Source organism: Streptomyces sp. NPDC048288 (assembly GCF_043201555.1).
Classification (GTDB): domain Bacteria; phylum Actinomycetota; class Actinomycetes; order Streptomycetales; family Streptomycetaceae; genus Streptomyces.
In genome coordinates this window covers 30062-43189 of record NZ_JBICZD010000011.1, presented here as the reverse complement: position 1 = coordinate 43189, position 13128 = coordinate 30062, and the positions used below count along the sequence as shown (strand labels likewise).

The following is a 13128-nucleotide window of genomic DNA, read 5'->3' as shown; positions in this document are numbered from 1 at the left end:
CGTGACGTATACTCGGTGCATGTCCGACGTCATGATCCGTGTGCCCGCCGAAGTCCGTGACCAGCTGGCCGCCGTGGCCGAGGCGCGAGGTACCAGCCTCCGTGCCCTCATGCAGGACATAGCTGCTCAGACGCTGACCCCCGAGCAGATCAGGGAACGGGCCGACCGCACGCGCGCGCTGCTCGCCGAGCGCTTCGGGCACCACGTCTCGGACGAGGAATCCGCCGAGATGCGGCGCAAGATGCGGGAGGCCGCCGCCGCGCACCGTGCCACCTCGGCCGGGACGGAGCCGAACCCTTGAGCTGGACCGAGCACTTCGTCCTCGACACCCCTACCCTCCTCGCGATGGGAGGCGACAAGCAGGTCTCCGGTCTGATCCACGCCGCTGCCGCCAGCGACGACATGCGTCTGTGGGTGCCCGTCCTGTGTCTCCTGGAGGCGGAGCGTCAACGCGCCGGGATCGTCGACCACGTGGGCGTGCTGGTCGACGTACTCCATCTCGTCGACGACGACTACTCCATGGCGGTCACCGTCGCCGAACTGCGCGGCGCGGGCGTCGACTTCGGTGTTTCCGCCGCCGTGCACGCCGCGCGGCCGAACCAGATGCTCCCCATGGGCGGCCTGATCGCCTCCGTAGCACCCGAGCCGTACGAGGGACTCGGCGTCGGGGTCATGGACCTGAACCGCTGAGACGCCCGTCCCGCACGGCCCCTACGAACGCGGCCCAGCCGTCCGCCGAGAAGACCAGGGCCGGGCCGGTGGTCCCGGCCTTGCTGTCGCGGACGGGGACGGTGGCGTGGCCGCGGGCCACTTCGAGGCACTCGCCCTGGTCGCCGCCGCTGTAGCTGGACTTGTACCACCCGGTCAGGGCGTGCTCACTGCTGGCCATGTGCGTGTTCCTCCGCTGCCGCTCTGACGAGGGCAAGTGACTCCTGTTGCGACAAGGCGTCGCTCAGCGCCAGAGCGTAGGCGGTCTGGCAGGCGCTCACCAGGGCCGGATCATCCATCAGGTTGCCGGTCATGAAGCCCTCGACGTAGGCGACCGGCGCGGAGTCCTCGAAGGTCATGAGGGTGAGCAGGCTCTGCATGAGAGCGTGTGCCCCTACGCCGTACGGCAGTACGTGCAGGCGCAGTCGCCCTGCCTCGGCCAGGTCGGCGATTTTGTGCAGCTGTTCCGCCATGGCCTGTGGGCCGCCGACACGGCGACGGAGGACGGCCTCGTCGAGCAACGTCCAGAAGACTGGTTGCGACGGTCCGTCGAGGATGCGGCGGCGTTTTGTTCGGATGACAACGAACTCGTCAAGTTCCTCGGGGGTGAAGTTCGGCCGGTAGGCGCAGAAGAGGGCGCGCGCGTAGCCGTCGGTCTGGAGCACGCCGGGAACCAGCGACAACGCGAACTGGTGGATCACTGTGGCCTGTTGCTCCAGTTCGGCAACTGCGGCGAAGTGATCGGTGTATTTGGACTCCAGATCCTCCAGCCACCGCTCGAAGAACCCGTCCGTCTTCAGGGCTCGGTCGACCCGCCGCGCGTCATCCGGCTTCGGCAGCCGCCTCCCCGCCTCGAAGTGGCTGATCAGTGTGGGCGAGCACACGACCAGCTCGCCCAGTTCCTCCTGGGTGAGACCGGCCGCCGTCCGCCGCAGCCTCAGCTCCTCCCCGTACTTCTCGCGTTGCGTCCGAGGCTTCTGGCGCTCGCTCATGCGGCCAACTCCCGTTCCTGACAAAGGCTCTGTCAAGTCCCCGCCTCTGGAAGCGTAGCCACCTCCGACCCCACTCTGTGAGCGAATCGCAACACACCGAAGTCGCCGCAGGTAGGAAAGCAGGTCGGCATGACGTATCTCCTGGCCCGGCTGGTCGAGCCGTTGCTCCGGTTCTTCCTGCCCGCTCGCGGGCGACGGCGCCACACGTATCCGTACTCGTGCCCGTACGTCGGCCGCCCCTATCTCGACCACGTGGAAACCTACGCATGAGCGGGCGCCTGCTTCCGTGGACCGGTGCGGACGGCAAACCGGGGTATCTCATCGGCGACGGGACCGGATACGTCTCCCGGCTCGCCGACCGGATCGAGAGCACGCACCTCGGCATGGCGGGCGACCTGCTCGACCATGCGGACGAACTCCTCGCCGAGCAGAGGCTCACCGTTGAAGAACTCCGTTTTCTCGCGCGGCGGCTGAGCGAATCGCTGCGGGACGTGAAGCGTGTCGCCGAGAGCAGGGGCGCGCGGTTGTCGGATTGACCCTCGACCTTGTACAGGGCCCAGAGTGCGGGGTGTGGAGAACGACATGCGCAGCATCGGGGAGATGGCCCGCGAAAGCGGCCTGGGCGTGAGCGCCCTGCGGTTCTACGACCGTGCCGGTGTGCTGGTTCCGGCCTGGGTGGATCCGGTGAGCGGATACCGCTGGTACGAACCCGGCCAGCTCGCGGAGGCGCGGCTGCTGGCCCGCCTGCGCCGGGCCGGGATGCCGCTGGCGGACATCCGGCTGGTACTGGCCAGTTGGTCCGGTGCGGACACCGATCTGGTCCGGAAACTGCTCGGGGCGCATCTGCGCCGTCTCGAACAGGGGCTGTCCGATGCCCGCGGCGAGTTCTCCGCGCTCCGAGCCCTACTCGATCACCGGGAGAATGTCATGACCCCGCTCCGCAACGCCACCGTACGGCTGTCCGTCGCCGCACCGGAGCTGGCGGCCGTGCTGGACGCGGTTCGTTTCGCGGCGAGCACCGACCCCGAGCTGCCGATGCTCGGCGGGATTCTGTTTGACATCGAGGGCGAGAGCCTTCGTGCCGTGGCCACCGACCGGTACCGAATGGCGCTCGCGAGGGTCGGTGTCACCGGGCATGACGGGCCCCGGGTACAGGTCATCGTGCCCACGTCGCTCGCCGACGCGATGCGGGCGCTGCTGGACGGCGAGGGACCTGTGGGACTTTCCCTCGACGGCGACCGCGTGACCTTGGAGGCCGGGGACAGGCAGGTGGCCGGTCAGTGCCTCGACCACGACTTCCCCGACTACCGTCGTCTGCTGCCCCCGGCCGGCGGACGACGCACCGTCGTCGTCGAGGTGGCGGCCTTCCGGCAGGCTCTGGAGACCGGGCCCGTCCGTTCCGGAGAGGCCGGAGCGCACGACCTCAGCGTGCTCAGGGTGGCGGACGGCTGCGCGGTGACCCTCTGCGCCGATGTCGACGAAGACCCCGCCCGCGTCGCCGTCAACCGTGAGTTCCTGCTGGACGCGCTGGCCGCCGGGGCCCGTGACCGGCTGGTTCTGGAGTTCGGCGCGCCCACGGCGCCGATCGCGATCCGCCGGCCCGGCGACGAGGGTGCCTTCTCGCTCCTGATGCCGGTCCGGCTGGAGGACTGACGGTGCCTGTGTGAGGACTTCTTCACACAGGTCTTTTTTATATTCCCTGTTCAGGTCCGGCCGTCATGGCTATTTGCTGTGGCTCACCTGTCAGTTGGTGATTTCTTCAATTCGCTGGAACCGCATCCCACCTGGTCGTGTCTATAGAGTTCGAGTCAGCCGCAAGGGTCAGCAAATGGCCCGAGATTGCGGTTGGAAAAGGCAATTCGAATTCAAGGAGTTTCCTGTGAACATGCGTATCGCCGCTGTTGCCGTGGCTTCTGCCGCGCTCGTCGCCGCCGGTGCCACCGCTGCTGTCGCCGCCCCGGCTCCGGCTCCGTCGATCACCGTCAAGGCGAGCGCCGCCACCGTCAAGCTGGGCGATGTCGTCACCTTCAGCGGCAAGGTGGACGGGCTCAAGGACGGCAGCAAGGTGACCCTTCAGGTGAAGGACGGCAAGAAGTGGGTGTCCCTGCCCGCGACGGCGAAGGTCGCCAAGGGCGCGTACAAGCTCGACGACAAGTTCGACGAGAAGGGCGTCGAGGTCCTGCGCGTCAAGGACGGCAGCGCCGTCTCCAAGAACGTGTCCGTCACGGTTCGCTGAAGCAGCCCTGAGAGCCTGCCCCACCCCGTCCGATCCGGGGTGGGGCAGGCCCCGTGGATCTTAGGGAGCCTATGGGCCGCCTGTCTTTGCCGTTTCCTTAGATTGTCGTTAATTGACCCGATCGCGCCGACGCGCGCGCAGGGGCGTCCGGCGGCCGCGGAAAAAATCTTGGATGGGTGTACAACCCTCTCCCCACCTTGCCGGTCGTACTTGGCATCAGGACTTTCGGAGGGGGATCCGGGGGGATCGCGGGGGTTCTGATACGGAGGGGAAAGCCGAGGGGGTTCGATCGACGGATCGGGCCCCCTCGAAGCATGTCCGGGAGACGTGTGCGGGCGCCGGTGCGACCGGTTCTTGAGTTGTCCCTGACAGCCGGGGTGGCGCAGGCTGCTCTCTGGGCGGGACGGCTGTTCGACTCGGGGGGCGCTTCTCGTGCTGCGTATCCACTTCACGTCTCAGGATCTGGCCCGGGTCCGGGTGGCGAGCGCCCCCGACCCGCTCTGGGAGATCGCCTGCAGCCTGCACCGCCTGCAGACCTCACGGGGCCGCTGGGCCTACGCCGACTGGTACCGCGAGACCCGGGCCACCCTCGCCGGCTCCCCGCTCGGCGTGGCCGTACGCCGGCTGCTGGTCCCGGTGCTGCCCCGGGCCCGCTACATGCCCGACTTCCTCACCCCGCCCGAGGCCGCCGACGGCCTGGACCGCGGGCTCACGGCGGTCGTCGACACCCCGCCCGCCCGGGTCGCCCACGAGATACGGACGCTGGACCGGCTGCACGGCGCCCCCGACTGGGCGCCACGGCTGATGGAGCGGGAGACCCGGGAGGAACTGGCCGGACTCCTGCGCGCCTACCACGAAGCGGTCATCGCACCGCACGAGAGCCGTATTCACGCCATGGTCGCCGCGGAGCGCGCGCTGCGCGGCCGGGACGCCCTCGCGACCGGGCTCGACGGACTGCTCGGCTGCCTGTCGCCCGCGATCCGCTGGCATCCGCCGGTCCTGCACGTCGACTACGTCGAGGACCGCGACCTGCACCTCGCCGGCCGCGGACTGCGCCTGGTCCCCTCGTACTTCTGCTGGCAGTCGCCGGTCTCCCTGGCCGACGAGACCCTCGGGCCGCTCCTGGTCTACCCCGTGCAGGGCGACCGCCGCGCCGTCCCCGGCCGCCCGCCCGACGCCTCGCTCGTCGCCCTGCTCGGCCGGACCCGGGCGGCCGCGCTGCGGTCCCTCGCGCTGGGCGCGACCACCTCCGAACTGGCCCGGTTCCTGGGGGTGTCGGTGCCGACGGCCACCCATCACACCACCGTGCTGCGCGACGCCGGCCTGGTCGTCAGCCGACGCCACCACAACACCGTGCTGCACACGCTCACCCCCCTGGGCGCCGCCCTGCTCCGACCGCGGGCGTGACCGTCCGGGGAGTCTCACGCCCGGTGCAGGGCCGCCGCCCGGGCCAGCGCCCGCTGCCGGGTGTGCCAGACCTCCTCCAGACGGGCCCGCGTACGCGCGGGCTGGTCGCGCAGGAACACGTCGCGCTGTGCGGCGCCCGTGCGGCGCAGACCGCTCGCCGCGTCGCAGCGCTGATCGGCCGCCGCGGCGGCGCGCTGCCCACGCGCCAGTTTCGCGGCGCTCGCCCCCTTGACGGCCTCGGCCTGCAGCGACTGGATCAGCGCGGCGGGGGTCTTCGCGGCCCGGCCGGTGCCGGCCATGCAGCGCTGCCACCGCTTCAGGGCCTTCTGATAGGCGGGGGCGGTGGCCAGGTACCGCTCGAGCAGCTGGTCGACGTCCTGCGGTACGAGGGTGTCCTCAAGGGCGGCCCGTACGGTGCCGTACAGTCCGGCCCGCGCCCGGGCCAGGCAGCCGCCCGTGGTGTAGGTCCCGCTCGACCCGCTGGGCAGGGTCAGCGCCGCCACCTGGTCGGCGGGGCCGTCGAGGACGGCCGTGTAACGGGTCTGCGCGGTGGTGGACAGGGAGCGGACGTAGCGGTCCTGGGCCGTGGGGCCGTCGTTCATCCGGCCGAGCGCCGTGGAGACGCCGTAGCCGGGGGCCGAGCGGGAGCCGACGGAGTCGGCCGTGGTCGCCCCGGCGGGCGGCCGCGGGCCCGCGCTCGTGACCAGGTAGCGCAGTCCCCGGTCGCGCATGCAGCGCTGGGTGAGGATCTGCAGGGCGCCGAAGAGCTGCCAGCGCTGGCGCAGGGCGTCGGCGTCCGAGGTGAGGACGGTGGCGGCGTGACCGGACTCCCGCGCCGCCGGCGCGGCCTCGGCGGATGCGGCCGTGCTCGGTCCGGTGCACGCGGTCGCGACGGCACAGACCAGGCTCACGGCGAGGATCAGCAGGGGCAGCAGGCGGGACGGTGTGCGCCCGGTACGGCGGCGCGAGAGCTCTGTCATGGGTGATCGCCCGTCATCGGGTGGCCGGAGCGTTCCCGGTCAGCAGAGTGAGGTCCAGTAGTTGCTGCTGATCGAGTCGTTGAAGCTGGTGCTCGAGTCCGGCCAGACGAGGTTGGCGAAGTTGCTGTTGGACCAGTCCTTGGGCAGGCAGGCGGAGAGCCCGGTGTAGCCGGTGCCGTTCCACACCTCGACGCCCAGGCCGCTGGTGCCGTGGTTGTACCCGGACGAGGCGCAGTTGTTCCATGTGCCGCTGGCGCAGGTGGAGTGGCTGTAGTCGCCCCAGTTGTCGTTCGCGCCGGAGAACTTGCCCGGTCCGTCGCCGTAGCCGGAGTTGACCCAGAAACAGAAGTAGGTGCTCGGGCAGTCCCCGATGGCCTGCGGGGAGACCTCGTCGGAGGAGGTTGCCTGGGCGGCCTGCGGTGCGGCGGCGGCCGGCCTGGCGACCGGGGCGGTGTGGGCGTCCGCGGCGGCGGCGCTGCCGGGAAGGGAGAGGCCGAGGAACACGGCCAGAGCGGTGGCGGCGAGCGCCGCGGCTAAGCGGAAGGATCTCATCGGGGATTCCCTCTTTCTCGGGCTGTTGGCTTGCCGAAGTTCGCTCCTCGGGACACAAGGGGCGATTGCAACGGTTGTGAGCGATCCTGCCAACAGGGTCAGAGAGGGGCCATCACGTTTCACCGGGATGAAAAGTCCCAGGTGCGGAGCGGGAATCCGTTGCTCCGCACCCGCCTTGAGCTCGGTTCGGGCCCGGTCCTAGAAGAACACCCCGCACCGCAGCAGCACGTTCGCGTACGGCCGGGCCTCACCGGTCCGTACGATCAGCCGCGCGTCCTCCGACAGGTCCTTGAGGTGTTCGTGCGGGACCAGGGACAGGTCGGGGAAGTGGCCGTGCAGGAGCTGCGCGGCGGCCGGGTTGGCCGCGCGGATCTCGGTCGCCGCCGTCGCGCCCTCGACGACGAGTTCGGCCAGCAGCCCCTCCAGCACCTCCGCGAAGGACGGCACCCCGGCCCGGAAGGCGAGGTCCACGACCCGCGGCCCGTGCGGGATCGGCATCCCGGCGTCGCACACCAGCACCCCGTGCCCGTGCCCCAACTCGGCGAGCGCGCCGGAGAGATGACGGTTGAGGATTCCCGCCTTCTTCACAGTGCTCCGCCTCGCTCGTCCGCTCCGGGCCAGATCTCCGACCCCCGGCCGGGGGTCCGGGGGTTGTCCCCCGGGTCGGCACAGCACAGCGCGCCGACCTCCGCCGCCGTCGGGTACGACTCCTGCGCGCCCCGCCGCGTCACCGCCGCCGCCCCGACCCGGGCCGCGTAGGCCGCCGCGTCGGCGAGCGGCTCGCCCGCCCCGAGCCGTACCGCGAGGGCCGCCGTGAACGCGTCCCCGGCACCCGTGGTGTCGACGGCGTCCACCTTCACGGAGGGGACGTGCGCGACACCGTCGCCGTCGGCGACCAGCGCGCCCTCCGCGCCCAGCGTCACCACCACCGACCTCGGGCCCTTCGCGAGCAGGATCCGCGCCCAGTCGACCGGGTCCTCGCTCACGCACGCCTCGCCGAGGATCACCTTCGCCTCGTGCTCGTTGACGATCAGCGGGTCGCAGGCCGCCAGGATCTCCCCCGAAAGGGGCTGCGGCGGGGAGGGGTTGAGGACGAAACGGCTGTCGGGAGCCAGGTTCCGTACGACCTCCAGCACCGTCTCCAGCGGGATCTCCAACTGCGTGGAGACCACCCGGGAGGCATGGAAGAGACAGGAGGCGGAGCGTATGTCGGCCGGGGCGAGCCTCGCGTTCGCGCCCGGCGAGACCACGATGCTGTTGTCGCCGGTGGGGTCCACGGTGATCAGCGCGACGCCCGTCGGCGCCCCGCCCACCAGCACGCCCACCGTGTCCACCCCGGCCGCCCGCTGCGAGTCCAGCAGCAGCCTGCCGTGCGCGTCGTCGCCGACCCGGGCCAGCAGGGCGGTACGGGCACCGAGCCGGGCGGCCGCGACCGCCTGGTTGGCGCCCTTGCCGCCGGGGTGCGTGGCGAGATCGCCGCCGAGCACCGTCTCCCCGGCGGCCGGACGGCGTTCGACGTCGATCACCAGGTCGGCGTTGGCCGATCCCACGACCAGCAGGTCGTAGTCGTACATCACATGACTCCCTCTGCGCAGGACGCGCACGATGCGCATGACGCGCGTGAATCGAGGCGGCCGGGCCTCAATTCAACAGCCCGGCCGCCTCCTCGGTGGCTCAGCCCGTGAACCCGGCCACGTTGTCCTTGGTGATCACCTTCACCGGGACCTTGACCGCCGACTCGACCGACTTGCCCTGGATCGCCTTGAGCGCGTTGTCCACGGCGATCTTCCCGAGCAGTGTGGGCTGCTGGGCCACCGAGGCGTACAGCGAGCCGTTCTTGACCGCGGCCAGGCCGTCCGCCGTCCCGTCGAAGCCGAGGACCGTCACCGACGAACCGGCCTTCGAACCAAGGGCCTTGATCGCGCCGAGCGCCATCTCGTCGTTCTCGGCGAAGACGCCGTTCACGTCCGGGTGCGCCTGGAGCAGGTTGGTCATCACGTCCAGGCCCTTGGTGCGGTCCCAGTCGGCGGGCTGCTCGGCGATGACCTTGATGCCCGGGTAGGCCTTCAGGCCCTCGGTGAAACCGGCGCCGCGCTCGCGGGCGGCGGAGGTGCCGGCCTGCCCCTGCAGGATCACGATCTTTCCGGTGCCGCCCAGCTTCTCGGCGAGGGCCTTCGCGGCCAGCTTGCCGCCGGTGATGTTGTCGGAGGCGACGAAGGACGCGCTCCTGGCGTTGTTCACCGAGCGGTCGACGGCGATCAGCGGGGTGCCGCTCTTGTTCACGGCCTTCGCGGCCGGGCTGACGGCGTCCGAGTCGACGGCGTTGACGATGATCGCGCCCAGCCCCGAACTGGTGAAGTTCTGCAGCTGGTTGGCCTGCTGGGAGGCGTCGTTCTGGGCGTCCGTGACGGTGAGGTCGACGCCCAGCTTCTTCGCCTCGGCCTGGGCGCCGGCGCGGAGGGAGACGTAGAAGGGGTTGTTGAGGGTGGAGAGCGCGAGGCCCACCTTCGGGGTGCTGGACGAGGAGCCGGTGTGCAGCAGCGAGGTGGCGCCGATGACGGCCACGGTCACCACGCCCGCCAGCCCGTAGGTCGCCGCCTGCCGGCCCTTGTTGCCGCCGCCGAAGCCGACGGGAGTGGTGGCCCCCGCCTTCCGCCGCACCGTGTCCAGCAGCACCGCCAGCGCGATGACGACGCCGATCACGACCTGCTGCCAGAACGCGGACACGTTCAGCAGGTTGAGGCCGTTGCGCAGCACGGCGAGGATCAGCGCGCCGATCAGCGTGCCCGACGCCTTGCCGGTACCGCCGGCCAGCGAGGCACCGCCGATCACGACCGCCGCGATCGCGTCCAGCTCGTAGCCGTTGGCGGCCTGCGGCTGCGCCGAGGACAGCCGGGCGGCCAGCACGATGCCGGCGACGGCCGCGAACAGCCCGGACAGGGCGTAGATGGCGAGCTTCTGCCGGTGCACGCGCAGCCCGGACAGCCGCGCCGCCTCCTCGTTGCCGCCGATCGCGTACATGGACCGGCCGATGTAGGTCCGGCCGAGCACGAAGGCCGCGATCAGCCCCATCAGGACCATGACGAGCACCGGCACCGGAAGCCAGTTGCCGAGGGTGTCGCCGAGGTGCGAGACCGAGTCGGGGAACGGGATCGGGTTGCCGCCGGAGATCACCAGCGACAGACCGCGCCCCACCGACAGCATGGCGAGCGTCGCGATGAACGGCGGCAGCTTGCCGTAGGCGATGAGGAAGCCGTTGACCAGCCCGGCCGCGATGCCGACGACCACGGCCAGCACCACCGCTATCGCCACCGGCACCCCGTGGCTGGTCGCGCTCCACGCCAGCACGGTCGCGGACAGCGCCGCCACCGAACCGACCGACAGGTCGATGCCCGCCGAGACGATCACGAAGGTGACACCGAAGGCGAGGATGGCGGTGACGGCCGCCTGGACGCCGATGTTGAGGAGGTTGTCGGTGGTCAGGAAGTTGCCGGACAGCGCCGACAGCGCGATGACCAGGACGATCAGCGCGGTCAGCGCGCCGTTGTCGAGGAGCAGCCGGCGCAGGCCGCCCGAGGCGCCACTCGCGCCCGTCGTGCTCTTGAGCGTGTCAGTGGCCACGGGTGGCCTCCGTTCCGGTCGTTGCGGTGGTGGGTGTGCTGACGGCGAGGGACATCACGGTGTCCTGGGTGGCCTCGGCGGCGGACAGCTCGCCCGCGATCCGCCCCTGGGCCATGACGAGCACCCGGTCGCTCATCCCGAGGACCTCCGGCAGATCGCTGGAGATCATCAGTACGGCGGCCCCGGCGGCCGTCAGCTCGTTGATCAGCTGGTAGATCTCGACCTTCGCGCCGACGTCGATCCCGCGCGTCGGCTCGTCGAGGATCAGCACCTTGGTGTCGGCGAGCAGCCACTTGCCGATGACGACCTTCTGCTGGTTGCCGCCGGACAGCGTGCGCACATGCTGTCCGAGCCCTGCCATCCGGACCCCCAGCTGGGCGGCGATCCGTTCGGCGGCCGTGTGCTGCGCCCCGAGGTCGACGATCCCGGCCCGGGTCGCCCTGCGCAGGGTCACCAGCCCGAGGTTCTCCTCGACGGAGGCGTCCAGCACCAGCCCCTGCCCCTTGCGGTCCTCCGGTACGAGCCCGATCCCGGCCGTCATGGCCGCGTTGACGTCGGCCCGCCGCAGCGCCGTACCGGCGACCTTCACGGCCCCCTTGTCGTACGGATCGGCCCCGAACACGGCCCGTACGACCTCCGTACGACCCGCACCCACCAGCCCCGCGATCCCGACGACCTCCCCCGCGTGCACCTCGAAGCTCACGTCGTGGAAGACGCCGTCCCGGGTCAGCCTCTCCACGGACAGCAGCGCGGCACCGGTCTCGGTGCGCTCCCTCGGGTACTGCTGCTCGATGGACCGCCCGACCATCAGCCGTACCAGCTCGTCCTCGGGCGTGGTGGCCGGCACCTGCCCGACCGACTTCCCGTCCCGGATGACGGTCACCCGGTCCCCGAGGGCGGCGATCTCGTCCAGGTGATGGGTGATGAAGACGATCCCGACGCCGTCCTCCCGCAGCTGCCGCACGATCGCGAAGAGCTTCTCCACCTCCTCCGAGGTGAGCACGGCGGTCGGCTCGTCCATGATCAGCACGCGGGCGTCCAGGCTGAGCGCCTTGGCGATCTCGACCATCTGGAGCCGGGCGATGCCGAGTTCACGGACCCGCGCGCGGGGCGAGACGTTCACGCCGACCCGCTTCAGCAGGACTTCGGCGTCCGCCTCCATCCGCTTGCGGTCGATCATCCCGTAGCGGCGCGGCTGCCGTCCCAGGAAGATGTTCTCGGCGACCGTGAGATCGGGGACCAGGTTGAACTCCTGGTAGATGGTGGCGATCCCGAGGCGCTCGGAGTCCTGCGCACCATGGATGCGCACCTCCTCGCCGCCGGCCAGGATCCGACCCTCGTCGGGCGTGTAGGCGCCGGAGAGCATCTTGATGAGGGTGCTCTTGCCCGCGCCGTTCTCACCGAGGAGCACATGGACCTCGCCCCGGCGCAGATCGAAGTCGACGCCGTCGAGCGCGACCACGCCGGGGAAGGACTTCCGTATGCCCTCGATGCGCAGCAACTCGTCCGGGTTGCTCACGTCGTGCTCCTTTGCACTGGGGAGGGGGACAGCTCTGGGGACAGCTCCGGGGACAGCTCTTGAGGGGTGTCCGGCTCACCGCACGAGCGGCGTACGACCAGCCGGGCGGGGAGGGTGACGGACTGCGGGGGCCGCCCCTCGATCCGGTCGATCAGCGCGCGTACGGCGGCCCGGCCCAGCTCGCCCGTGGGCTGGGCGATCGCGGTGACCGGGGGGTCGGTGTGGACGAACCAGGGGATGTCGTCGAAGGCCGCGAGTGCTATGTCACACGGCACCCGAAGCCCCCGCGCCCGCACCGCGTCCAGCGCGCCCAGCGCCATCAGGTTGTCGGCGGCGAACACCACCTCGGGCGGCTCGGGCAGGTCGAGGAACCCCTCGGTGACCCGCCGCCCGCTCTCCGCCTGGAAGTCGCCCTGCCCTATGTAGGCGTCCGGGAGGGGGACGCCGTACTCGGCGAGGGCCTCCCGGAAGGCCCGCACCCGCTCGCTGCCGGTGGTCGTGGCGGCCGGTCCGGCGATGATCGCGAGCCGGCGGTGGCCCAGCCGGTGCAGATGCGCGACGAGGTCCCGGATGGCGGCCCGCCCGTCCGCCCGCACCACCGGCACCTCGACGCCCGGGATCCACCGGTCGACGAACACCATCGGCGTCCCGCCCCGCGCCGCCTCCAGCATCAGCGGCGAGCCGCCGTCGGTGGGGGAGAGGAGCAGCCCGTCGATACGGCGGTCGAGCAGGGTCCGTACGTGGTGGTCCTGGAGCTCCGGCCGCTCGTCGGCGTTGCCGATGATCACGCTGTAGCCGTGCGCGCGGGCCTCTTCCTCGACCGAGCGGGCCAGTTCCGTGAAGTACGGGTTGAGCACGTCGCTGATGACCAGGCCGAGGGTGTGGGTCTGGTCGGTGCGCAGGGAACGGGCGACGGCGTTCGGCCGGTAGCCCAGCGCCGCGACGGCCGCCAGGACCCGGGCGCGGGCTTCGTCGCTGACCGACGGATGGTCGTTCAGGACCCGGGACACCGTGGCGACGGAGACGCCTGCCTCGGCGGCGACGTCCTTGATGCTCGCCATCGCCGTTCCACCTCCTCGTGGAATCGATTACACGCATGTGCGTAACGAGGAT

The 13128-nt window shown here is 70.9% G+C and carries 16 protein-coding genes; 7 read left to right on the top strand and 9 right to left on the bottom strand.

All coding sequences use genetic code 11. The features are described from left to right. The first annotated feature begins 19 nt into the window (after window positions 1–19). Together ACGFZS_RS34495 and ACGFZS_RS34490 are read left to right on the top strand one after the other, a co-directional pair. Window positions 20–301, top strand: a complete 282-nt coding sequence (locus ACGFZS_RS34495) for an Arc family DNA-binding protein (RefSeq protein WP_393798399.1) — start codon at window positions 20–22, stop codon at window positions 299–301. Next, the gene (locus tag ACGFZS_RS34490) at window positions 298–690 is read left to right on the top strand and encodes a hypothetical protein (protein WP_393798398.1); all 393 of its coding nucleotides are present in this window, start codon (window positions 298–300) and stop codon (window positions 688–690) included. The genes ACGFZS_RS34495 and ACGFZS_RS34490 overlap by 4 nt, the downstream gene beginning before the upstream one ends. Here the strand turns inward: ACGFZS_RS34490 and ACGFZS_RS34485 are convergent. Both ACGFZS_RS34485 and ACGFZS_RS34480 read right to left on the bottom strand, forming a co-directional pair. Further along, window positions 671–889 carry a DUF397 domain-containing protein gene (locus ACGFZS_RS34485; protein WP_393798397.1) on the bottom strand — a complete coding sequence of 73 codons (219 nt, stop codon included), beginning with the start codon at window positions 887–889 and terminating at the stop codon, window positions 671–673. The two genes, ACGFZS_RS34490 and ACGFZS_RS34485, sit on opposite strands and share 20 nt — an antisense overlap. Further along, a complete protein-coding gene (locus ACGFZS_RS34480; protein WP_393798396.1) occupies window positions 876–1700 on the bottom strand; it encodes a Scr1 family TA system antitoxin-like transcriptional regulator in 825 nt (274 codons plus the stop codon). Before ACGFZS_RS34480 ends, ACGFZS_RS34485 begins: the two co-directional genes overlap by 14 nt. Window positions 1701–1829: 129 nt before the next feature. Between ACGFZS_RS34480 and ACGFZS_RS34475 the strand changes: the two genes are divergently transcribed. From ACGFZS_RS34475 to ACGFZS_RS34455, 5 genes are all read left to right on the top strand, one after another. Further along, complete coding sequence (locus ACGFZS_RS34475) at window positions 1830–1970, top strand: hypothetical protein (RefSeq protein ID WP_393798395.1); 141 nt, start codon at window positions 1830–1832, stop codon at window positions 1968–1970. Further along, window positions 1967–2236 carry a hypothetical protein gene (locus ACGFZS_RS34470; RefSeq protein ID WP_393798394.1) on the top strand — a complete coding sequence of 90 codons (270 nt, stop codon included), beginning with the start codon at window positions 1967–1969 and terminating at the stop codon, window positions 2234–2236. Before ACGFZS_RS34475 ends, ACGFZS_RS34470 begins: the two co-directional genes overlap by 4 nt. Window positions 2237–2282: 46 nt before the next feature. Further along, window positions 2283–3353 (top strand): MerR family transcriptional regulator, encoded by a 1071-nt coding sequence (locus tag ACGFZS_RS34465; RefSeq protein ID WP_393798393.1) that lies wholly within the window; start codon window positions 2283–2285, stop codon window positions 3351–3353. A 232-nt stretch (window positions 3354–3585) separates the two neighbouring features. Further along, window positions 3586–3936 carry a hypothetical protein gene (locus tag ACGFZS_RS34460; RefSeq protein WP_393798636.1) on the top strand — a complete coding sequence of 117 codons (351 nt, stop codon included), beginning with the start codon at window positions 3586–3588 and terminating at the stop codon, window positions 3934–3936. 432 nt (window positions 3937–4368) lie between these two features. Continuing rightward, a complete protein-coding gene (locus tag ACGFZS_RS34455; protein WP_393798392.1) occupies window positions 4369–5343 on the top strand; it encodes a helix-turn-helix domain-containing protein in 975 nt (324 codons plus the stop codon). 14 nt (window positions 5344–5357) lie between these two features. Here the strand turns inward: ACGFZS_RS34455 and ACGFZS_RS34450 are convergent, their stop codons facing one another. The 7 genes from ACGFZS_RS34450 to ACGFZS_RS34420 all read right to left on the bottom strand — a co-directional run bounded on the left by ACGFZS_RS34450 (window position 5358) and on the right by ACGFZS_RS34420 (window position 13076). Beyond that, window positions 5358–6323 (bottom strand): hypothetical protein, encoded by a 966-nt coding sequence (locus tag ACGFZS_RS34450; protein WP_393798391.1) that lies wholly within the window; start codon window positions 6321–6323, stop codon window positions 5358–5360. Between the two features lie 39 nt (window positions 6324–6362). Then, complete coding sequence (locus tag ACGFZS_RS34445) at window positions 6363–6875, bottom strand: peptidase inhibitor family I36 protein (protein WP_393660392.1); 513 nt, start codon at window positions 6873–6875, stop codon at window positions 6363–6365. A 198-nt stretch (window positions 6876–7073) separates the two neighbouring features. Continuing rightward, window positions 7074–7463 (bottom strand): D-ribose pyranase, encoded by a 390-nt coding sequence (gene rbsD, locus ACGFZS_RS34440; RefSeq protein ID WP_393798390.1) that lies wholly within the window; start codon window positions 7461–7463, stop codon window positions 7074–7076. Next, the gene (locus ACGFZS_RS34435; RefSeq protein ID WP_393798635.1) at window positions 7460–8449 is read right to left on the bottom strand and encodes a ribokinase; all 990 of its coding nucleotides are present in this window, start codon (window positions 8447–8449) and stop codon (window positions 7460–7462) included. The genes rbsD and ACGFZS_RS34435 overlap by 4 nt, the downstream gene beginning before the upstream one ends. Window positions 8450–8549: 100 nt before the next feature. After that, window positions 8550–10496 (bottom strand): substrate-binding domain-containing protein, encoded by a 1947-nt coding sequence (locus ACGFZS_RS34430; protein WP_393798389.1) that lies wholly within the window; start codon window positions 10494–10496, stop codon window positions 8550–8552. Beyond that, window positions 10486–12015 carry a sugar ABC transporter ATP-binding protein gene (locus tag ACGFZS_RS34425; protein WP_393798388.1) on the bottom strand — a complete coding sequence of 510 codons (1530 nt, stop codon included), beginning with the start codon at window positions 12013–12015 and terminating at the stop codon, window positions 10486–10488. The genes ACGFZS_RS34430 and ACGFZS_RS34425 overlap by 11 nt, the downstream gene beginning before the upstream one ends. Further along, window positions 12012–13076 carry a LacI family DNA-binding transcriptional regulator gene (locus ACGFZS_RS34420; RefSeq protein ID WP_393660388.1) on the bottom strand — a complete coding sequence of 355 codons (1065 nt, stop codon included), beginning with the start codon at window positions 13074–13076 and terminating at the stop codon, window positions 12012–12014. Before ACGFZS_RS34420 ends, ACGFZS_RS34425 begins: the two co-directional genes overlap by 4 nt. Window positions 13077–13128 lie beyond the last annotated feature (52 nt).

Excerpts from the sequence above, each read along its gene's own strand:
- ACGFZS_RS34465 (WP_393798393.1), top strand. The coding sequence starts at position 2,283 with ATGCGCAGCATCGGGGAGATGGCCCGCGAAAGCGGCCTGGGCGTGAGC.
- ACGFZS_RS34495 (WP_393798399.1), top strand. The coding sequence starts at position 20 with ATGTCCGACGTCATGATCCGTGTGCCCGCCGAAGTCCGTGACCAGCTG.
- ACGFZS_RS34475 (WP_393798395.1), top strand. The coding sequence starts at position 1,830 with ATGACGTATCTCCTGGCCCGGCTGGTCGAGCCGTTGCTCCGGTTCTTC.
- ACGFZS_RS34435 (WP_393798635.1), bottom strand. The coding sequence starts at position 8,449 with ATGTACGACTACGACCTGCTGGTCGTGGGATCGGCCAACGCCGACCTG.
- ACGFZS_RS34460 (WP_393798636.1), top strand. The coding sequence starts at position 3,586 with ATGCGTATCGCCGCTGTTGCCGTGGCTTCTGCCGCGCTCGTCGCCGCC.
- ACGFZS_RS34485 (WP_393798397.1), bottom strand. The coding sequence starts at position 889 with ATGGCCAGCAGTGAGCACGCCCTGACCGGGTGGTACAAGTCCAGCTAC.
- ACGFZS_RS34470 (WP_393798394.1), top strand. The coding sequence starts at position 1,967 with ATGAGCGGGCGCCTGCTTCCGTGGACCGGTGCGGACGGCAAACCGGGG.
- ACGFZS_RS34445 (WP_393660392.1), bottom strand. The coding sequence starts at position 6,875 with ATGAGATCCTTCCGCTTAGCCGCGGCGCTCGCCGCCACCGCTCTGGCC.
- ACGFZS_RS34420 (WP_393660388.1), bottom strand. The coding sequence starts at position 13,076 with ATGGCGAGCATCAAGGACGTCGCCGCCGAGGCAGGCGTCTCCGTCGCC.
- ACGFZS_RS34450 (WP_393798391.1), bottom strand. The coding sequence starts at position 6,323 with ATGACAGAGCTCTCGCGCCGCCGTACCGGGCGCACACCGTCCCGCCTG.
- ACGFZS_RS34480 (WP_393798396.1), bottom strand. The coding sequence starts at position 1,700 with ATGAGCGAGCGCCAGAAGCCTCGGACGCAACGCGAGAAGTACGGGGAG.